Here is a 17,614-nt window from a genome sequence, read left to right as displayed (position 1 = left end):
TGGCTTGCCAACTGCAGGGCTACCGTTCGCGTCAGCGGGCCGGAGGCCTTAAGCCCGCCCTGTACTGCGAAGCAGTCAGGGTCGGGTAGTTTACTTCCCAATAGGTGCTCGCCAGATCCGGCTGAGGTTAAGAGAATCCCATAGCCCCCCAGCCCATCATTGACTATGATGCGGGCGTGAGGTGTGAATAAGTACCTAAACAATGGCAACCCAACGCATTTGCTTTGCTCAAGTCTCAGATGTCCACCTGATGCCCGAGACGGGGTGCCGCTGTTGGTGGATGTCCGATTCCCCCCGCCGCCAGTTGGAAGCCGCCGTTGCCCATCTCAACCAGGTGCCCGATCTGCACTTCGTGGTGTTTACCGGAGATTTGGTGGATCAAGCGGATCCGGAGAGCTTTCAATCTTTCCAGGAGATTGTTGCCCAACTGCGGGTGCCCTATTACCTCAGCCTGGGCAACCACGATATCGACACCCTAGGGAGAAAGGGACGCTTCAACCGGGATCAGTTTATCCGTTGGTGTCAAAGCCAATTTCCCCTGTCCCCGGCTCCCACCGGTTACGTCGATTACAGCCTTTCCCCTCTGCCCGGGATCCGCTTGATTGCCCTCGACGCCAGCTTAGGACGCTTCCCTTTACCTCAGGGCGTGCTCCGCCCCTCCCAACTGCACTGGCTGGACGAACATCTGCAAACGGTGCCGGAAGAATGGCTGATCCTGCTGATCCATCAGCCGCCCTTCATTGCTCCCACCCAAATGGACGCGGTTTTGTTTCGCAAGTACCGGCTCCTCAGCGAACCAGCCTCGGCACTACACGCTCTCCTGGCTCGCCACGGGCGAGTGGTGGCGGTGTTGAGTGGGCATCTGCATGTGCCGAAGGTGTATGTCCGCGATGGGATCCCTTACCTGACGGCACCTCCTCTGGTAGGGCCGGTTTCGGCTCTGCGGGTGTTTGAGCTGGACGTGAACCCACGACGAGGGGTGTTGCGCTACCACTGGGTTAAGTTGCCGGAGTTGGATCCCAGCCCCCTCTGGCACGGCTTGGTGATGGGGATCCGACGGGATCGCTGGGGACAAATCCCTCTCCGGGCCAAGGGATCCCGCTCTCTCCCTCTGCCCGCTGCCGCCTGGTAATCAAAACCCCTAAAGCTTGACCGAATTAGTGTAGATTAAAAAAAGCAAAAATCGTCGAGTTCGGTGTCTTCCCCCTATGACAGCAAGCCTTTCTCCTTCTAGCCGCTGGGAGCTGGCGGCTCAAGCGCTGCGGGAGCAGTATCAACCTCAAGTGGCGTCCCTGAGCGAACGGTTTGAGCCTTTGTCGGCAAGCGACCTGCTCACCTGGGCGGTTGAAGAATTTGGAGATGGGCTGGTGCTGGCCTGTAGCTTTGGCCCGGAAGACCTAGTGCTGATCGATCTGCTCACGGCGATTAACCCCCGTGTTCGCGCTTTTTTTCTGGACACCGATTTTCACTTCCCGGAAACCCTACAACTGCGGGAGCAGGTGTTGGCGCGCTACCCCCACTTGCAACTGCAGATCTTCAAGCCCTTGCTTACCCCGGAAGAGCAGGCAGCTCAATACGGGCCAGAACTGTATCGCTCTAACCCCGACCTCTGCTGCAACATCCGCAAGGTGGAGCCCTTGAATCGTGCTCTGGCCGGTTGCACCACTTGGATTACAGGGATGCGTCGGGAACAATCCCCCACCCGCGCCGATATCGGCAAGGTGCAGTGGGACGGCAAGCGCAACCGCCTCAAACTCAACCCGCTGGCTGACTGGACAAATGGCCAAGTTTGGAAATACATCCTTGACCACGGGATCCCTTACAACCCCCTGCACGATCGCCACTACCCCAGTATCGGCTGCCTCCACTGCACTGCACCTGTTGAGCCAGGGGCGGATCCCCGCTCTGGACGCTGGAAGGGCACAAGCAAGACCGAATGTGGCCTCCACACCTAACCCATGACTGCTTCCTCCATCCTTGAGGTGGCTCAGTTTGAAATTACCCCCGGCTCTGAAGCCGCCTTTGAAGCCGCCATCGCTCAAGCTTTCATCTATTTGCAGCAGACCGACGGCTACCAAGGGCACCAACTGCAGCGCTGTCTGGAGCACCCTCAGCAATACCTACTGCTCGTTCAGTGGGGATCCCTAGAGGCCCATCTGGTCAACTTTCGCCAATCGGAAAACTTTGTCCGCTGGCGTGCCCTCATCAGGCCCTACTTTGCTCGCCCACCCCAGGTGTTGCACTACCAGTTGCTGACCGGATCCCCTTTTTGATTTGAAATAGGGCACCTGTCCACTCTCCACCTAGGTTGACCCCAATGGGACAGGTTAAGATGTGATATTATTTGTTTCCGGCCTTCAGGTAGATGCGCGGCAGCATCGCTCGTAGGGGCTGTTAACTCAGTGGTAGAGTACCACCTTGACACGGTGGGAGCCGCTGGTTCAATTCCAGCACAGCCCATGTCCTTGACAGAAGCTCACAAGACTCTGCTCTGGGAGCGGGTTACCGTGCTGGGCCGAGCCTTACCCTGCAGGTCTTGCGAAACTGGGGATCCCTCACCGCCACGGATTCTACTGGTAGATATGGGCCGCTTTTAGCATGTGGTAGGTGATCAGCAATTGAGTCAAAGCCAGGGGATAGCTCTGGAGCAGCTCGCCGGTGGTGCCGATCAATTGGCCGATATTGGGGTTTCCCTCTAAGCTACAGAACTTGCCCAGGTAAGGGACTTCGTTGCAGAGCATCCGCTCCAATTCGATCACTTGGCTGGCCGTAGCATGGGCATCAATCTGCAAAACATCGACGGGCTTGCCCATATCCCGATCCAAATCCAAACGAATGGCAGAGCTAAGGTGATTGTCGCGGGCATTGAGGATTTGCCAAAAATCTGGGTGAGGAATGGTGGGGCGCAGCACCAAGCGTGCATTCAGCAATACCTCGTCTTGGTCGGATCCCTCTTGGGGCGGGTAAAAGGTGACCACTACATCGGCCCATTGGCGCTGTGGACGAATAAAAGCCTCTGAGTCGGGTTCGCGCTTTTTGAGCTCTTCTCGCACTTGCTCTTCGGTATATCCGCGCTTGCGGGTGTCCCGCTTAATCTTCCAAAGGGCTCGTAAATGTTCTGGGGGAGCCAAATAAACCTTGACATCGTAGCTATCCCGCATACCACGGGTAAAGTAGCCCAGCAGCCCTTCGACAATCACGTATTTGTTGGGCTTGACATACTCTGGCGGGTCAAAGGTGCCGGTGCTGTGGTTGTAGACGGGCTTTAGGATCGGCTGGCCGGTGCGCAAGAGCGTCAGGTGCTGCTGAACGATATCCAGGTAGTTGCAGTCGGGATGGAGGGCTGTAATCCCCAGTTCAGCGCGTTGCTTGCGGTCGTAGCGGTGGTAGTCGTCGGTGCAAATGACAGTGACGTTTTCTTCCCCCAAGACTTGGGCAATGCCACGGGTAAGGGTGGTCTTCCCAGCAGCACTATCGCCAACAATACCCAGAATAATCGGGCGCTGAGCCACGGATCCCTCTCCTGAATCGTGAATCTGGGGCGGAGAACTCGGACAACACGGGCCAAACTCAACTTCGTTTCGACCTGCGGATGGCCCCGATCAGAGAACAGGGATTGTCCGTCAGCAAACGAAGTTAAGCAAGCATTATCGGCTCTGGAGGGTATTGGGGCAAGAGAACGTTACAGTTCTTTCCAGCCATACCCACTCCAAGCCGGGGTAGGTATGCCCTTTGCCTGACAGGGATCCGCACCCAACTCCAGAAATCCCTACCGCAAGACTTAAAGATTGAATGCCCACAGCACCCCGACGTAAGGCCAGAGCGCTCTCACTCCATTGGCTAGGAACCCGGTTGCACCGGCATTGTAGAGCAACATGTTGAACTCATCCACAGGCAACTCGCAAATTGCCCTGGATCCCTATACTGGAGTAGGAGCACTGGAAGGCATCAGAGCAGCAAGGGTAGCATTAGGTCAGACCGCTAGAGGGGGAAGCAACCGATGGGATTGTTCGATCGGGTCAGCCGAATCATTAGATCCAATATCAATGCGCTGGTCAGCAGCGCCGAGGATCCGGAGAAAATCCTGAACCAGACCATTCAGGACATGTCTGAGGATCACTACCAGATGCGGCAAGCGGTTGCCCAGGCCATTGCTGCCCAGAAGCGGATAGAGCGGCAGTATGAGCAAGCACAGCAGAGTGTTGATGAGTGGCAAAGACGCGCCGAGTTGGCCCTGCGCAACAACAACGAAGCTTTGGCTCGGGAAGCGCTGGTGCGCAAGAAAACCTTTGCCGAGACTGCCCAAAGCCTGAAGCGGCAGTTGGATGAGCAGACTAAGCAGGTGGAGGTTCTCAAGGCCAACATGACCAAGCTGGAGAGCAAGATCGCTGAGGCCAAGACCAAAAAGGACATGCTCATCGCTCGCGCCCGCGCCGCCAAGGCTTCCCAGCAAATCAATCAGGTTATCGGGCGGGTGGACGCCACAAGCGCCTTTGCTGCTTTTGAGCGTATGGAGGAGAAGGTGAACTCCCTGGAGGCCCAGTCGGCGGCAGTAGCCGAGCTGGCGGTAGACAATTTGGAAAACCAGTTTGCCGCTTTGGAGGCGGGTGGCTCGGATGTAGATCACGAGCTGCTGATGCTCAAGGCGTCGATCCAGGGTCAGTTGCCCTCTGGAGGGTCAAAGTCCTCAGGCCAACCTTCCACCGCAAGTGAGAGCGAGGTCGATCTGGAGTTGGAAAATTTGCGCAAGGAGATTGACCAGCTCTAACAGGCGGAATGTCGCTCTCCTCCGACTCTCAAGGCTTGCCGGGCTGAGTTTGGGCCGGGGGGTGGTAAGCTAACCAACAAGAACTCTGACAGCCCTTCTGCCGACCAGCAGGGCAAAGTCTGTCAGTAAAGCGTTCCACCTCGAGTGGCAGGGATCCCCAGAGGGTAATCAACCTGCGAAAGGGTCACAGCCTGCTTACGGCAGGGCTGAGGTTAGTTTGCCTACGGTTTTGTGAGAGCATGACTCTAGTCAATAATAAGCTCAACTATACTGAAAATAATGTATAATATGTTCAGTACGGATTACTACCAGTTGATCTTTCTGTTTACTTTCGAGTCTGCCAACATGGTAGCCAAAGCAAAGCAGAAAATTGGTAGTAAGACGACACGGAAACTGCGCTTTGGGTATTCTACTCAAAGCTTTGCGGGATACCGCCATTCTGTTTGGACTCCGTCCCGCTAACGCGAATGGAAACAAACAGAATGCTATCGCTGCATAGTTGAACAGTGATGTTCAGCAGTGTTCAGCGTAAATGTATCAGAACAAACAGCGATGACAACAGCAAGTATTAAGCCTCTCTTGGATGCCAAGCAACTGTTGCAGGCTTATGCGTCTGGCCAACGGGACTTTTCCGGCTCCAACCTGAGCGGAGCGCAGTTGAGTGGCGCGAATTTGAAGGGCATTATCCTACGGGATGCCGACTTGAGTGGGGCAGATTTGCGCGAGGCGGATTTGTCGGGAGCAGATCTCTCGGGAGCCGACCTGCGCGGAGCCAAGCTGCGACGGGTGAACCTGATTGGGGCTAAGTTGGTGAAGGCAGATTTGCGGGGGGCCAACCTCTACCGGGCCAAATTGCTCAGGGCCGACCTCAGCGAAGCCGAGCTGAACCGAGCCGATCTGCGGATTGGGGCCGATCTGCGCGGAGCCATCATCACCAACACCCATTTCCGCGGTGCCCTTTACGACGAGTACACCAAGTTCCCGGATGGCTTTAACCCCACAGAGATGGGCATGTAGCCGGGGCTTCGCTCAGGGGATCAGGTTCTGCCACAGTTGGGCCATGCCTTCGGCAGCCGCTACAAAGGGCGGGTTGTGCAGGTCGGGCTTGTTGTAGCGCAAGGGATCCCCTGCCAGATCGGTAACCCTTCCCCCCGCCTGCTCCACAATGCACTGGGCGGCGGCGGTATCCCACTCCAGGGTGGGGCCGAAGCGAGGGTAGAGATGGGCGGACCCTTCGGCCACGAGGCAAAACTTGAGGGCGCTGCCCACAGACTTCACTTCCAGAGAGCCACAGCGCTGCCGCAGCCGCTCGAGGAACTGCTCCGTCTCCGGGTTGCTGTGGGAACGGCTGGCCACCACTTGTAGGGGTTCTTGGGCGTAAGGGCAGGTGCGGATGGGCTGTTCGTGAACGCAGGACGGAGTCCTTTCCCTCTTGCAGGCCCCCAGCTTTTGCGCAGCCGCGTAGGTGAGGCCCAGAGCTGGGGCATGGACGACCCCCAGGATGGGGATCCCTTCCTCGATGAGAGCAATATTCACCGTAAACTGGCCGTTGCGCCCGATAAACTCTCGGGTGCCATCCAAGGGATCCACCAGCCAAAACCGCTCCCACTGTTGCCGCTCTGGGTAAGGGATCCCGCCCGATTCTTCCGAGAGCACCGGGATCCCTGGGGTCAACTCTTGCAGGCCCTGCAGGATCAGGTGGTGGGAGGCCAGATCCGCCTCTGTAAGGGGAGAGGCATCCGCCTTGGCCCTTACCTGAAGCTGCTCCTGTCTGTAGATGGGCAAAATAGCCTGTCCTGCCGCCTCCGCCAGCCGACTTACCTTGGGCAAGAGAGCGGCCAGATCCTGAGCTTGCATAGGATCCCTCGCAGAGTTAGCAACGCACCGGAATGCCGTGGGCGGCCAAGTCGGCTTTGATTTGGGCAATCGTTAACTGGCCGTAGTGCAACAGAGAAGCCAACAGCGCTGCTTCTGCTCCCGCTTCCTGCAGAGCCTGGCGGATGTGGGCACACGCTCCTGCACCCCCAGAGGCGATCACCGGCACCGACACCGCATCCACCACCCGCCGGGTTAGCTCCAGGTCATAGCCGGCCTGGGTGCCGTCGGCGTCCATGCTGGTGAGCAAAATCTCCCCTGCCCCCCGCTCGGCCACGCTTTTGGCCCACTCCACCGCGTCCAGGCCCGTCGGCTGCCGCCCCCCGCGCACGTATACCTCCCATCCCCCTCCCTGCGGCTTGGCGCGAGCATCAATGGCCACCACAATGCACTGGGATCCAAACCAGCGGCTGGCCTGAGCCACGAGATCAGGATCCCGAACCGCTGCCGAGTTGAGGCTGACCTTGTCCGCCCCGGCCCGCAGCAGTTGTCGGATCCCCTCCAGATCGCGGATCCCCCCTCCCACCGTGAGGGGAATGAACACCTGCTCTGCGGTGCGCCGCACCACCTCCAGCAAGATCTCCCGCTCTTCGTGGGTGGCGGTGATGTCCAAAAAGACCAGCTCATCGGCTCCTGCCTGATCGTAAGCCTGGGCCAGCTCTACCGGATCCCCGGCATCCCGCAATTGCACAAACTGGATCCCTTTCACCACCCGCCCTGCCGCCACATCCAGACAGGGAATGATCCGTTTGGCCAACATCGCTCTCTCCCAAGGACTCCATACCGCTAACGCGAACAGAGGGGAACAACTGGGGATCGTTTTAGCCGAAGCTGATGACCAGGAAGGGTTCTTGAAACTTGGCCCCAGTCACCTGCCGACCTGCCAAGCTGGGGGGCAAGAACAAATTGCGCCGCTGATCCCCGGCGGTAATGGTCAGCTCCGGGCCTGACTGGCTCAGCTCGATTTGGGCCTTGCTGAAGCCGGGAATAAACAGCTTGACTGTACGGGCTCCCTCGTCGATGGCCACGGGCGGCGGCACATCCGGCACAGCGAACATCCCCCCCACCGCTGCTTCCAAAGCCGACCAATCGGATCCCTGACGCAGGGGGAGTGTTCGTAGTGTCAGCGGGAAAAAATCGGCGGCCGAGACCTCTCCCGGAGCCAGAGGGGTAACCCAGAGGCCACCCACCGTCAGCCCCACCATCTGAGCACTCCCCCAAAGGTAACGGGCGGTTTGCACGGCCATCGGGTCTGGGGTGGTCACCAGGTGGGCCAGCACACGGCGCGGATCGGCAATGGCCTGTCGTCCCTGCTCCAAGAGGTTAGTCATGCCCCCCAACCGCTCCGGCAGATCCTCCAGGGAGGAAAATTCCACGGTGCTTACCGAACGCAACAAGGGCTCGGCAAAGGGTCGCAGGGTTTTGGCCAAGTCGGATCCCAAAAAAGCTTGGGAGGCTCGCCGCCAGTACCAACTGGCCACCTCTGGGATCCCAAAGGCCCGCAAGGTGGTCAGATCCCCTGGCCCATCGTAGAGAATGCAGTCGTATTGGCCGCTGGCATCGTAACGGCGCAGAGCTTCCAGGGCCAGGGCCTGATCCATACCCGGCAACACCCCCAATTCCTGGCCGTAGATCTCCCGGAAAAAGGGAGTGCGCACGTATCGGGCTTCCAGCTCTTTGGCTGCCGTCCAGTTTTGCTCCAAAAGTTGGGTTGTCCGCAACTGCACCACGCTCAAGTTGGCAGCAATGGTCACCGGCTCGCCGGAAAGCGGGATCCCGCCCAAGAGCATTTCCAACCCCGGCCCCGCCTGATGGCCCACCAACAGCACCCGCCGCCCCTGTTGGGCTGCCGCGCGAGCCGCCGCCACGGCCAAGGTGCTCCGACCTGTGCCCCCCTTGCCCAGAAAGGTGAGAATTTGGCTCATTCCCGCTCTCCCGCTTCTCCGTAGATGTCGATGTACAGAGATTGGCCCGCCAACTGAGCTGCAGCCATCATCACCTGTCGAATCGCCTGCAAGGTACGCCCGCCTCGCCCGAACACCCGCCCGCGATCCTTCGGGTCAAAGGCCAGTCGCAGCCAAACCTTTCGCCCGCCACAGGTGGTTTCCACATCCGTTTGAAGAGAGGCGCTGCTGAGCAACGGTTCGATCAAAAGATGGGCGAGAGCCTTGTAGTCTGGCATAGAGAGCTAGACGACAGGAGGGAACAACTGGCCAAGCCAAGCTTAGCCGAAAGCGCAGCCGACCCTAGGTCTCAACCGCTTCCTCAAGCTGAGGCTTTTCAACTTCAGCTTCCGGAGGGCTTAATTCTGCTGCTGTCTCGGTGGCAGCTTCGCTCAATTCCGATTCGGGAACATCGGCGACTTCAGCTTCGGCCACGGACTCTGTTGCAGCAGTCTCTTCTGCCGCCTCAGGGATCCCAGCTTCAGGCTTGGCGATGGCCGGAATGCGAATCGAGGCCACCACTCCCCCTTCCCCTGCTTTCAACATCTCGTAGATGCCGGCCTTTTTGAGGAGACTGTCCACGGTCTCTGTGGGCTGAGCGCCACAACGCAACCACTTCAGCAAGCCCGCCGTTTCCAAGACCGTCTCCTTGGTGCGCGGGTTATAGTAACCCAGTTCCTCTAGCGGACGGGCTTCACGGCGGCTTTTACTTTCAATGGCGATGATGCGATAGCTGGGTTGCCGCTTTTTTCCGTAGCGCTTGAGCCGCAATTTGACCATAGGGTATCCACTCCTTGGGGGACGCTCCGCAAGCTGTAAAGATCCAAAAAATCCAAAAAAGAGTTCGCCTAGACCCGCCAAGCCTGCTGAAGCTCCAGAGCCTCGCTCCGAGCCTTTGGCGTTTGGCCGGTAGACACAGGCTTTTTATTTTAAGCGATTTTCTGCTTGACTGGAACTTGACTGGAAAATGTCCGACCCCGGTTTGGAAGGCAACCTTCATGGCAGAGTTGAAGAGAAAACCCTACACTCAGCAGCAACTCCCATGATCAACTACGCCGATTTGACAGACGAGCAGCGCCAGCTCTACCTCAAGGCCCTGATCGCGGTGGCCCGAGTGGATGGCCAGTTGGACGAAGAAGAAACCTCTTTTTTTATGCAAATTGCAGAAGGGGTAGGCATCGAAGCGCCACTGGCCCAAACCTATCTGGCCGATGAAACAGGTGCGCCTTTGGATATCAGTGGGATCCCGCCCATGCGCAACGCGGCGGGGGCCTTGATCCTGCGGGATCTGGCGGCGATGGCGGTGGTGAACAGCCAGTTGGTGGAAAAGGAAGAGGAGCTTATTTTCCAGATCGGCAAAGCCATGCAGTTCAGCGCTGAGGAGATCAACGAGTTTATCGACTGGGCCTTCATGGGACTGCAGTGGCAACTGAAAAGCGCATCCCTGCTGGAGCGCTATGCCCAGCCCTCCCCCCAACCTTCTGAATGACATTGGGGTAGCGGGTAGCATAACGACAACCCGCCTTGGCCACTGCATCAACACTCCGGCTTGGTGTTTCCTTGAACCAAGCTAGGGGGGGTTTCTAGATTGAGTCAGATCATATGGTCGTTTCAGGTTAGGGTGATACACCTGGGCTACTGAGAAAGCCTTCTAGACTGGTGCATCCAATGTTTTAGGTGTGAGTGCAGTGTCCTAGTTTAAATCAAAATGACCATCAAAACCTAGCCGATAAAACGATCCAGAGCCCGCTGCAACTCTTCCAGCTCCACCTCGATATTGCCGGTCTCGATGGCATGGCGGATGCAGTGGCGAATGTGATCGTCCAAAATCAGCCGCGCCACCCGATCCAGCGCTCCCTTGACGGCGGCAATTTGCAGCAGCACATCTGGACAAGGCTGATCCTGCTCGATCATGGAGCGGATCCCGTGCACATGCCCTTCGATGCGAGCCAAGCGGTTGATCAACTTGCGCCGAGACTGGGGATCATGATGGTGAGGCTGGGCCCGCCCAGACAGCGGCGGCTTTTCCAGCGCCAGCTCCCACTCCTCCTCCCAATCGGGTTCTGAAGGGAGCGGTGGAACGGAATGAGATCGAAGTGGGGGAACGGGATCCGACATGAGAAGGGCAAAAGACTGCTTGCATGATACTGCCTGGTTTTCCCCGGAAACGATGGGGTACTCTACAATAGGAAAAGATGTGAAATTTTGTAAAACCTCTCATACTTTGGCTCCATGACCTCTGTGCTCTCCCCCTTTGGCCCTGTAGAAGCGGATCTGGAGCGTTTACGCCAGAACCTAACGCGGTTGGTCAGTGCCAAGCACCCCATCCTGGCCATGGCTGCCGAACATCTGTTTTCGGCGGGAGGGAAAGGGATCCGGCCAGCCATTGTGCTCCTCATCGCCCGCGCCACCACTCCAGATGGAGAGATCACTCCCCGTCATTGGCGCTTGGCAGAGATTACTGAGATGATCCACACGGCCAGCTTGGTTCACGACGATGTCATCGACGCTGCCGACGTGCGACGGGGCATCGATACGGTGAACACCCTCTTCGACAATCGGATAGCCGTGCTGGCGGGGGATTACCTTTTCGGTCAAGCTGCCTGGTATTTGGCCAATCTGGACAACCTGGAGGTAGTGAAGCTCCTTTCCAAGGTCATCATGGACTTGCCAGAAGGGGAGGTGCGCCAGAGCCTCACCCGCTTCGACCCCGATGTGTCGATGGAAGACTACCTGGCCAAGAGCTTCTACAAAACGGCCTCCCTCATGTCCGGCAGTTCCAAGGCTGCTGGCCTGCTGAGCGGGGTTAGCGAGGAAGTGGCGGATCGCCTGTTCGATTTTGGGCGGGATCTGGGCATTGCTTTTCAGATTGTCGACGATCTGCTGGATTTCACCGCTTCGGCAGAGACGCTTGGCAAGCCTGTGGGATCCGACCTCATCCAGGGCAACCTCACTGCACCCGTTCTGTTTGCCCTAGAGGAATTTCCCCAGATGCGAGAGCTCATTCTCAGGGAACTGTCCAACCCGCAAGACCTGAAGCAGGCCCTAGAGTGGGTGTATCAAAGCGAAGGGATCCCACGCTCTCGTCAGTTGGCCCGCGACTACGCCCAGCGGGCTGCCGAAGCGCTGTATAGCCTGCCGGACTCTGCGGCGCGTCGTGCTTTGTTTCAGATGGTGGACTATGTGCTGGAGCGGCTGCACTGAGCAGTCCCGACAGGGTCAAGCTGGCTTTCTACCGGGCTGTGTTGCCCAACACTTGGGCCTCTGGAAGAAGCTCAGGATATTCTGGCGGGGCGAAAAAGTGTAGGCGATTTGGGGGCCAAAAGCGAAAAATGGTGTTGCCGATGATGTTTTCTTCCGGCAAGAAACCCCACACATGGGAGTCTTGGCTGTCGTTGCGGTTATCCCCCATCACAAAATAGGAGCGGGGAGGAACCACGAATTCGGATCCCTGATTGGGAACTCCAGGACAGCGCTCGCCAGGGCAAGAATAGTCGGGGGGGGCATAGATGTAGTCTTCCCGCAGCGGGATCCCGTTGATGATGACCTCACCGTTGGCGATGCGAATGCGATCTCCCGGCAGGCCGATCACCCGCTTGATGTAGGCCCCGTCGAAGTTCAGTTTGGCGGGAGGGTTGAAAACAATAATATCGCCTCGTCTGGGCGAACCAAAGCGGTAGCTGACCTTTTCCACCACCAGCCGATCCCCTTCTTCCAGAGTGGGCAGCATCGAATCGGAGGGGATCCAACGCGCCTCTGCCACAAAGGTGCGAATGCCGAAGGCCAGCAACAGAGCCAGCACCACCGTCAGAAGGTTTTCCCGTTGCGCCTGCCACCAGCTGCGGGATCCCGAGCTGGCAGGGGTTGCCCCCGATGGCGACTGGGGCTTGGGCAGAGAAGTTGGATCTTTTGACGGCATGGAAGCTAACGGACAAGACTTCACGATCTCAAGATTATCGCACCCCATCCAGGCCAGCAGAATGGGATGCCCTCCCATTAAACCCCTGCCGGAGAGACGAATAGCCGGCAATAGCATAGGATGGGTATCCTGGTGTACCGTACTCGCGACTGTCAGCCTCCATGACGATTTCAACGGAAGAGCGCCTAGAGCGGGTCGAGCGCCTGGTCGAGGCCAACAGCCAAGCGATAGCTCGCCTCACCCAACAACAAGAGGAAGTTTTGAGGCGGATCGATCGGCTCTCAGGGGATAGCGAAAAACTCTCGGGCGATGTCGAAAAGCTTGCCAGTGATGTCGAAAAGCTCTCAGAGCGGGTTGAAAAGCTCTCAGGTGATGTCGAAAAGCTCACTTTTAAGTTCGACACCTCACAAACCATCGGGGAACGGCTGGAACGTCTAGCCACCAGCCTGATTGCCGGTGCCACCATCAGCATCATTGCCGGAGTGATTTTGGTGCTGCTGCGGGAGGGATCCCGTTGAAGGGATGTTGCTCGGGGCTGGTTTTGGGGGGTCAACTGCCGGAATTGAGTTTTTCCCAGTCCTGCTGGTGGATGGCGATCATCTGGGCTTGGGCTTGAATAGCTGCCAACACCTCCGTCATCAGGGGCCAGTCGCTCCGCGGCGGACTGGGGTACTGCTTAAGCTTGTCAACTGTGTTGCTGAGAGCACTTTGCAATTGTTGCAGCAGTTGATAGGTCTGTTGGGCCAAAGCTAGGGTCTCAGAGACGCGGAGGTTATTCTGGCCTTGTTGATATTTCTGGAGAGCTTCCCCTCGCAGGATGCTCAAGATGGCCCCTTCTCTAGAGGCGGCAGTCTGGCCACTTTTGGAGCGCTGCGGTATGATGCGCAACTGCAACACCAGTGGCTCCCCCCGGTACATCCGCTCCACCTCTGCCTGCTGCGGCTCCCCGATCAACTCCGGATCCAGCGCCATCATCCGCTTCATGGCGGTGATCAACTTCGCTCGTATGGACTCGGAGAGATCTTTGAACAGATCCCGCAAAATCCCCTGCTGGCGGTAGCGCACTCGACAAGAAGGCCCCTCTTGAGGTTCCACGAAAATTTGCTCGGCTTTCTCATCCAAAGCCCGCCGCAGCATCGAGTTGAGCAACTGCTGCACTGTCTCTTCTGATTCGTCGGCGGGGACGGACGGAGGCTGGGTTGGCCTCAACTGCGTGGGTGGCCCCGCCGCAGGAGCAGGAACCTCCCGAGTCACCCGGTTGGCTTGGGCCTGGAGGCGCAGCCGCTCCACCTCTGCCGGGTCGGGGGGATGGCTGAAGTAGTAGGCAATTAAATCCTGCTGCTGCTGAGCGGTGAGAGGGATTGGCTGGACGGAAATCTGGGAATAGGCCAGCATCTTGCTTATATAGTCCAGCGCCGCCAAATCCTGGGGATCCACCATGCCCAAGATAAGGCTGTCGGTATCCAGGGCCAAGGGAACAACTTGGTAGTAAATGCAGATTTCCACCGGCAAGTACTGGGCAATTAGAGCCGGCACCCGCGCCCGGTCAACAAGGGAGTGTTGTCCCACCGCCAGAGAGGCATCTGGATCTGTCATGGCAAGCCCGGAGTGGATCCCGCACAGGCGAGACGTCGCTACTCGATCATAGAGTAAAGCCTACACCCTCGCGGCCTGAGGCCCATGGCATCCTGGCTCTCTGACTGGCGCAAGTTGAATAATGTAATACTAGGAGCATTCTAGGATCCTCTACACCCAAAGAAGTCAAGCCTTGTTAAGTCTTGGAGTTAACATCGACCACATTGCCACCATTCGACAGGCACGCCGCACGGTGGAGCCGGATCCGGTAGCGGCAGCGGTGATTGCCGAGCTGGCGGGGGCAGATGGTATTACAGTGCACTTGCGCGAGGATCGCCGTCACATTCAAGATCGGGATGTGCGGCTGTTGCGGCAAACTGTGCGCACCCACCTCAACTTAGAGATGGCAGCCACCGAGGAGATGGTGGCGATTGCCCTGGAGATTAAGCCTGACTACGTCACTTTGGTTCCCGAGCGGCGGGAGGAGATCACCACCGAAGGTGGGTTGGATGTGGCGGGGCAGGTGTCGCGCCTCAGGGATGTGGTCGGCCAACTGCAGGGATCCGGCATTCCCGTCAGCTTGTTTATCGACCCGGATCCGACCCAAGTTGCTGCTGCTGCCCAAGTGGGAGCCCGCTGGGTGGAGCTCCACACGGGGCGCTACGCAGAAGCCTCATCCGCAGCTCAGCGGCAGGTGGAACTTGACCACCTGGAAAAGGCCAGCCAACAGGCCCTTCAACTGGGCTTGCGGGTGAATGCGGGACATGGCCTCACCTACTGGAATGTCGGCCCGGTGGCGCGGATTCCGGGAATGGAGGAGCTGAACATCGGCCACAGCATTATCAGTCGAGCGGTGCTGGTGGGGCTGGATCGGGCGGTGCGAGAGATGCGTCAGGCGATGGGATTAAGCTAAGGAGCAGGCCCGGCATGAACTCGGAATACTACGGCTACGAAAACTACGTTCTGGAGCAGGCGGAAATCGAGCGCCTGTTGGATCTGCTGCCGGCCAGTATGCGGGAGAGTGTGAAGATCTTGCCCGCCTCAGAACGGCAAACGGTGGTGATCAAAGGCCGCCGGCAGATGCCCTGGGAACGGCAGATGCAGCTGTTCATCAAGCCTTATGAGTGGCGGCAATTTACCCCCCTGCAGCGGGCGGGGCTGTTCCTGCACAAGGTGGGCTACTACAGTCGGGCGGTGTCGCGGCAGATCGACTTTTACCTGGCCATAGCAGCTCTGGGGGGGTTGAGCTTGATCTTCGAGGCCGTACAACAGGATCCCGTGGGGGCAACCGTTTCGGGGGGTTTGAGTGGCTTGGCCCTCTGGCAGTTGCGCCGCGACCAAACCAATGACCGCCGTCTGTTGGCTGCCGACGCCTATGCGGTGGATCGCCTGGTGTTGCGCGGGATCCCGCGGCTGCAGGCGGTGGAGGCCCTGGGGCAGGCGCTGCATGTGGAGGCCCGCCTGGAGGGGCGCTCGGGCAATGATCTGCTGGACATGTTGCGCTACCAAAACCTCAAGCGGCTGGCCCAGCGTCCGGCGGAAGATATTGTGTTGAGCTGATCCCGGACGGAGATGCTTTCCCCCTCGCGGCTGGGATCCCGAACGGGCCGGTGGGGCCGCTATCTCCTGCAGGTAGCGGTGACCGATTCCACCAATCGGCTGCTCTTGGACTGGGGCCGTCGCTTCCCACAGCCGCTGCCAGTGGGCACAGTTTTGGTCAGCACCCGCCAACGGGCTGGGCAAGGTCAACATGGGCGAGTGTGGCACTCGCAGCCGGGGGGGCTGTACCTGTCCGTTTGGCTGGGATCCCCGCCTTTGCATTACTCGCTGCTGGAACTGACCCTGGCCTTGGGCTGGGGCATTGCGGGCCGTTTACGGCAAAACCTTGGGATCCCGCTGCGGCTGAAATGGCCCAACGATTTGGTGGTGGTGGACGAGCAGCGCCCGGATTCTCTGCTCAAGCTGGGGGGGATCCTGGTGCAAAGCCGCTTTGGGGGGAGCGGGCAACTGCTGGGGTTGGTGGCCGGTGTGGGGGTGAATGTCAACAACCCCGTTCCCATTGGGGCAATCACCTTAGCCCAAATTTTGGGATCCCCTCTGCACCGCTCACTCGACCGCACCGAGATTGCCGGCTGGGTTCTGCAGGGGATGGAGCAGGGATTCCACGTCTGGTTGCAAGGGGGATTTGCCCCCGTTCGCTCAGAGTACGAAGCCTGGATGGTTAGGCCACAAATTCAATTTCAATGGCCGGAAACAAGCCCCACGATCTTGGGCCTTGCCGAGGATGGGAGGATGCGAGTACAAACACGGGGGGAGCGACATTGGCAACAGCAGCCATCCATTCTGACGCTTACACCCGACCAAGTTCGCTTGAGCTATCACATGCCGGCGGGCGATAGCCTGTAATTTCTCTTGTGTTTTTTATGTGGCCTGTGTTGAACTCGGTGATGAAGCTTTTGGTTATGGCAGCGCGCCTTCTCTCCCCCCGAGCTCGGCGGCTGCGCTTTTGGCTGAAGCTGGGGCTGGCTCTGCTCTGGTTTTATCCCACTGCTCTGCTGGCCCAAACCCAACCAACCCCTTTGCCCCCGCCGCCTGTGGTGGAACCGGCCCTGGACACGCCTGGGGCGGCAGCCCTGCTGCTGGATGGAGCCATTCCCCTGGGAGAGGGCAGCCCTGCGACCCTTGAGGCAGAAACCCGCCCAGAGACGGTCATGGGCCGTGAGATTGTGATTGAGCCCCAGAAGAACCATGACCGGGTTCCCCATGCTCAGCCTGAAAGTGGGGTGCCGGTGGTGCTGATGGAACGCAGCTCCGGTCGCCGCATCATCCTCGCCCCTGGCCAAGAGATTCGCATTGAGGATCCCAGCCAGCCCCAAGCTCCTGAACCGGGAACGCCGACGTTGCCTGAACTGGCCGTAGGTGAAGAACGACTGCTCTATCCCTTACCTCACCCGGTGCCGATCACTTCTGGATTTGGCATGCGAATTCACCCCATCCGCGGAGAGCCAGAGTTTCATGCCGGGGTGGATTTGGGGGCCAGCATGGGCACGCCGATCTTGGCCTCTTTAAGCGGCAAGGTGGTCACTTCGGGATCCCTGGGGGGTCTAGGGATCACCGTTGTGCTGGAGCATGCCGGCGGTCGGCGCACTCGCTATGGCCACATGTCCGAAGTTGCTGTAACACCGGGGGAAGTGGTAGAGCGGGGATCCGTCATCGGCTATGTGGGGGCGACCGGAGCGGTAACTGGGCCGCACCTCCACTTTGAGCTGTGGAAGCGGGCGGTGGGGCAAGGTTGGGTGGTTCTGGACGCCACAGATGATCTGAAGGTTGCTGTTGCCCAGCTGCCGGGTTAGCCAGAGCCGGCTTGGGTTAGCATAGGTGGGCGGGCTCCAACTGGAATGCTGGCGCAGGTAACCAGTTGGGTCATGCAGGTTTTGCGGACGTGGCGGAACGGCAGACGCGCTAGACTTAGGATCTAGTGCCGCAAGGCGTAAGGGTTCAAGTCCCTTCGTCCGCATGAGAATCCCCTACTTC

Annotated in this window: 21 protein-coding genes and 2 tRNA genes; 14 read left to right on the top strand and 9 right to left on the bottom strand. The window is 58.7% G+C overall.

All coding sequences use genetic code 11. The features are described 5' to 3' along the window. The first annotated feature begins 202 nt into the window (after positions 1-202). From ACVWZ1_RS13140 to ACVWZ1_RS13125, 4 genes are all read left to right on the top strand, one after another. Positions 203-1,132 carry a metallophosphoesterase family protein gene (locus tag ACVWZ1_RS13140; protein ID WP_414375311.1) on the top strand — a complete coding sequence of 310 codons (930 nt, stop codon included), beginning with the start codon at positions 203-205 and terminating at the stop codon, positions 1,130-1,132. Positions 1,133-1,208: 76 nt separating this feature from the next. Then, a complete protein-coding gene (locus ACVWZ1_RS13135; RefSeq protein WP_011432094.1) occupies positions 1,209-1,955 on the top strand; it encodes a phosphoadenylyl-sulfate reductase in 747 nt (248 codons plus the stop codon). Between the two features lie 3 nt (positions 1,956-1,958). After that, positions 1,959-2,273: an antibiotic biosynthesis monooxygenase family protein gene (locus ACVWZ1_RS13130; protein WP_457395580.1), complete on the top strand. Its 315-nt coding sequence runs from the start codon at positions 1,959-1,961 to the stop codon at positions 2,271-2,273. 115 nt (positions 2,274-2,388) lie between these two features. Next, positions 2,389-2,460: transfer RNA gene (locus tag ACVWZ1_RS13125), tRNA-Val, on the top strand. Positions 2,461-2,570: 110 nt separating this feature from the next. On the opposite strand, the gene ACVWZ1_RS13120 is transcribed toward ACVWZ1_RS13125, so the two are convergent. Continuing rightward, positions 2,571-3,512, bottom strand: coding sequence for a phosphoribulokinase (locus tag ACVWZ1_RS13120; RefSeq protein ID WP_457467339.1), 942 nt, complete (start codon positions 3,510-3,512; stop codon positions 2,571-2,573). Between the two features lie 488 nt (positions 3,513-4,000). Here ACVWZ1_RS13120 and ACVWZ1_RS13115 point away from each other — a divergent pair, with 488 nt between their 5' ends. Together ACVWZ1_RS13115 and ACVWZ1_RS13110 are read left to right on the top strand one after the other, a co-directional pair. Then, positions 4,001-4,768 (top strand): PspA/IM30 family protein, encoded by a 768-nt coding sequence (locus ACVWZ1_RS13115; RefSeq protein ID WP_457441887.1) that lies wholly within the window; start codon positions 4,001-4,003, stop codon positions 4,766-4,768. 552 nt (positions 4,769-5,320) lie between these two features. Next, a complete protein-coding gene (locus ACVWZ1_RS13110) occupies positions 5,321-5,785 on the top strand; it encodes a pentapeptide repeat-containing protein (RefSeq protein ID WP_011432098.1) in 465 nt (154 codons plus the stop codon). Positions 5,786-5,797: 12 nt separating this feature from the next. On the opposite strand, the gene cysQ is transcribed toward ACVWZ1_RS13110, so the two are convergent. The 5 genes from cysQ to rpsP all read right to left on the bottom strand — a co-directional run bounded on the left by cysQ (position 5,798) and on the right by rpsP (position 9,366). Continuing rightward, positions 5,798-6,625, bottom strand: coding sequence for a 3'(2'),5'-bisphosphate nucleotidase CysQ (cysQ, locus tag ACVWZ1_RS13105; protein ID WP_457503637.1), 828 nt, complete (start codon positions 6,623-6,625; stop codon positions 5,798-5,800). Positions 6,626-6,641: 16 nt separating this feature from the next. Then, a complete protein-coding gene (gene hisF, locus ACVWZ1_RS13100) occupies positions 6,642-7,403 on the bottom strand; it encodes an imidazole glycerol phosphate synthase subunit HisF (RefSeq protein ID WP_457503636.1) in 762 nt (253 codons plus the stop codon). A 61-nt stretch (positions 7,404-7,464) separates the two neighbouring features. After that, positions 7,465-8,568 carry a Get3/ArsA fold putative tail anchor-mediating ATPase NosAFP gene (locus ACVWZ1_RS13095; RefSeq protein WP_457503635.1) on the bottom strand — a complete coding sequence of 368 codons (1,104 nt, stop codon included), beginning with the start codon at positions 8,566-8,568 and terminating at the stop codon, positions 7,465-7,467. Further along, positions 8,565-8,825, bottom strand: coding sequence for a KH domain-containing protein (locus ACVWZ1_RS13090; protein ID WP_414375315.1), 261 nt, complete (start codon positions 8,823-8,825; stop codon positions 8,565-8,567). The genes ACVWZ1_RS13095 and ACVWZ1_RS13090 overlap by 4 nt, the downstream gene beginning before the upstream one ends. Before the next feature lie 64 nt (positions 8,826-8,889). After that, a complete protein-coding gene (gene rpsP, locus ACVWZ1_RS13085) occupies positions 8,890-9,366 on the bottom strand; it encodes a 30S ribosomal protein S16 (protein WP_457467341.1) in 477 nt (158 codons plus the stop codon). A gap of 187 nt (positions 9,367-9,553) precedes the next feature. Between rpsP and ACVWZ1_RS13080 the strand changes: the two genes are divergently transcribed. Continuing rightward, positions 9,554-10,075 (top strand): TerB family tellurite resistance protein, encoded by a 522-nt coding sequence (locus ACVWZ1_RS13080; protein WP_457503634.1) that lies wholly within the window; start codon positions 9,554-9,556, stop codon positions 10,073-10,075. Positions 10,076-10,308: 233 nt separating this feature from the next. Here ACVWZ1_RS13080 and ACVWZ1_RS13075 read toward each other — a convergent pair whose 3' ends face one another. Further along, the gene (locus tag ACVWZ1_RS13075; protein WP_457467342.1) at positions 10,309-10,704 is read right to left on the bottom strand and encodes a metal-sensing transcriptional repressor; all 396 of its coding nucleotides are present in this window, start codon (positions 10,702-10,704) and stop codon (positions 10,309-10,311) included. A gap of 114 nt (positions 10,705-10,818) precedes the next feature. On the opposite strand from ACVWZ1_RS13075, the gene sds reads away from it, so the two are divergent. Next, complete coding sequence (gene sds / locus ACVWZ1_RS13070) at positions 10,819-11,790, top strand: solanesyl diphosphate synthase (RefSeq protein WP_041436149.1); 972 nt, start codon at positions 10,819-10,821, stop codon at positions 11,788-11,790. A 28-nt stretch (positions 11,791-11,818) separates the two neighbouring features. Here the strand turns inward: sds and lepB are convergent, their stop codons facing one another. Continuing rightward, a complete protein-coding gene (gene lepB / locus ACVWZ1_RS13065) occupies positions 11,819-12,505 on the bottom strand; it encodes a signal peptidase I (RefSeq protein WP_414409396.1) in 687 nt (228 codons plus the stop codon). A gap of 161 nt (positions 12,506-12,666) precedes the next feature. Here lepB and ACVWZ1_RS13060 point away from each other — a divergent pair, with 161 nt between their 5' ends. Continuing rightward, the gene (locus ACVWZ1_RS13060; protein ID WP_457467343.1) at positions 12,667-13,023 is read left to right on the top strand and encodes a YbgF trimerization domain-containing protein; all 357 of its coding nucleotides are present in this window, start codon (positions 12,667-12,669) and stop codon (positions 13,021-13,023) included. 31 nt (positions 13,024-13,054) lie between these two features. Here ACVWZ1_RS13060 and ACVWZ1_RS13055 read toward each other — a convergent pair whose 3' ends face one another. Then, a complete protein-coding gene (locus ACVWZ1_RS13055; protein WP_457467344.1) occupies positions 13,055-14,101 on the bottom strand; it encodes an ATPase, T2SS/T4P/T4SS family in 1,047 nt (348 codons plus the stop codon). Positions 14,102-14,273: 172 nt separating this feature from the next. Between ACVWZ1_RS13055 and ACVWZ1_RS13050 the strand changes: the two genes are divergently transcribed. The 5 genes from ACVWZ1_RS13050 to ACVWZ1_RS13030 all read left to right on the top strand — a co-directional run bounded on the left by ACVWZ1_RS13050 (position 14,274) and on the right by ACVWZ1_RS13030 (position 17,597). Next, positions 14,274-14,993: a pyridoxine 5'-phosphate synthase gene (locus ACVWZ1_RS13050; protein ID WP_457467345.1), complete on the top strand. Its 720-nt coding sequence runs from the start codon at positions 14,274-14,276 to the stop codon at positions 14,991-14,993. A gap of 14 nt (positions 14,994-15,007) precedes the next feature. Further along, on the top strand, positions 15,008-15,640 hold the full coding sequence (locus ACVWZ1_RS13045) for a DUF3318 domain-containing protein (protein WP_457503633.1): 633 nt from the start codon (positions 15,008-15,010) through the stop codon (positions 15,638-15,640). A 12-nt stretch (positions 15,641-15,652) separates the two neighbouring features. Beyond that, entirely contained in the window at positions 15,653-16,486 is an 834-nt protein-coding gene (locus tag ACVWZ1_RS13040) for a biotin--[acetyl-CoA-carboxylase] ligase (protein ID WP_457395568.1), read from the top strand. A 56-nt stretch (positions 16,487-16,542) separates the two neighbouring features. Next, positions 16,543-17,433 carry a M23 family metallopeptidase gene (locus ACVWZ1_RS13035; RefSeq protein ID WP_457467346.1) on the top strand — a complete coding sequence of 297 codons (891 nt, stop codon included), beginning with the start codon at positions 16,543-16,545 and terminating at the stop codon, positions 17,431-17,433. 83 nt (positions 17,434-17,516) lie between these two features. Then, positions 17,517-17,597: transfer RNA gene (locus ACVWZ1_RS13030), tRNA-Leu, on the top strand. The last annotated feature ends 17 nt before the right edge of the window (positions 17,598-17,614 follow it).

The organism is Thermostichus sp. MS-CIW-25, from assembly GCF_054060015.1.
The sequence above is the reverse complement of the archived record's forward strand: the minus strand, read 5'-3'. Positions and strand labels throughout refer to the sequence as shown.

Excerpts from the sequence above, each read along its gene's own strand:
- ACVWZ1_RS13140 (WP_414375311.1), top strand. The coding sequence starts at position 203 with ATGGCAACCCAACGCATTTGCTTTGCTCAAGTCTCAGATGTCCACCTG.
- ACVWZ1_RS13135 (WP_011432094.1), top strand. The coding sequence starts at position 1,209 with ATGACAGCAAGCCTTTCTCCTTCTAGCCGCTGGGAGCTGGCGGCTCAA.
- ACVWZ1_RS13130 (WP_457395580.1), top strand. The coding sequence starts at position 1,959 with ATGACTGCTTCCTCCATCCTTGAGGTGGCTCAGTTTGAAATTACCCCC.
- ACVWZ1_RS13115 (WP_457441887.1), top strand. The coding sequence starts at position 4,001 with ATGGGATTGTTCGATCGGGTCAGCCGAATCATTAGATCCAATATCAAT.
- ACVWZ1_RS13110 (WP_011432098.1), top strand. The coding sequence starts at position 5,321 with ATGACAACAGCAAGTATTAAGCCTCTCTTGGATGCCAAGCAACTGTTG.
- cysQ (WP_457503637.1), bottom strand. The coding sequence starts at position 6,625 with ATGCAAGCTCAGGATCTGGCCGCTCTCTTGCCCAAGGTAAGTCGGCTG.
- hisF (WP_457503636.1), bottom strand. The coding sequence starts at position 7,403 with ATGTTGGCCAAACGGATCATTCCCTGTCTGGATGTGGCGGCAGGGCGG.
- ACVWZ1_RS13095 (WP_457503635.1), bottom strand. The coding sequence starts at position 8,568 with ATGAGCCAAATTCTCACCTTTCTGGGCAAGGGGGGCACAGGTCGGAGC.
- ACVWZ1_RS13090 (WP_414375315.1), bottom strand. The coding sequence starts at position 8,825 with ATGCCAGACTACAAGGCTCTCGCCCATCTTTTGATCGAACCGTTGCTC.
- rpsP (WP_457467341.1), bottom strand. The coding sequence starts at position 9,366 with ATGGTCAAATTGCGGCTCAAGCGCTACGGAAAAAAGCGGCAACCCAGC.
- ACVWZ1_RS13080 (WP_457503634.1), top strand. The coding sequence starts at position 9,554 with ATGTCCGACCCCGGTTTGGAAGGCAACCTTCATGGCAGAGTTGAAGAG.
- ACVWZ1_RS13075 (WP_457467342.1), bottom strand. The coding sequence starts at position 10,704 with ATGTCGGATCCCGTTCCCCCACTTCGATCTCATTCCGTTCCACCGCTC.
- sds (WP_041436149.1), top strand. The coding sequence starts at position 10,819 with ATGACCTCTGTGCTCTCCCCCTTTGGCCCTGTAGAAGCGGATCTGGAG.
- lepB (WP_414409396.1), bottom strand. The coding sequence starts at position 12,505 with ATGCCGTCAAAAGATCCAACTTCTCTGCCCAAGCCCCAGTCGCCATCG.
- ACVWZ1_RS13060 (WP_457467343.1), top strand. The coding sequence starts at position 12,667 with ATGACGATTTCAACGGAAGAGCGCCTAGAGCGGGTCGAGCGCCTGGTC.
- ACVWZ1_RS13055 (WP_457467344.1), bottom strand. The coding sequence starts at position 14,101 with ATGACAGATCCAGATGCCTCTCTGGCGGTGGGACAACACTCCCTTGTT.
- ACVWZ1_RS13045 (WP_457503633.1), top strand. The coding sequence starts at position 15,008 with ATGAACTCGGAATACTACGGCTACGAAAACTACGTTCTGGAGCAGGCG.
- ACVWZ1_RS13040 (WP_457395568.1), top strand. The coding sequence starts at position 15,653 with ATGCTTTCCCCCTCGCGGCTGGGATCCCGAACGGGCCGGTGGGGCCGC.
- ACVWZ1_RS13035 (WP_457467346.1), top strand. The coding sequence starts at position 16,543 with ATGGCAGCGCGCCTTCTCTCCCCCCGAGCTCGGCGGCTGCGCTTTTGG.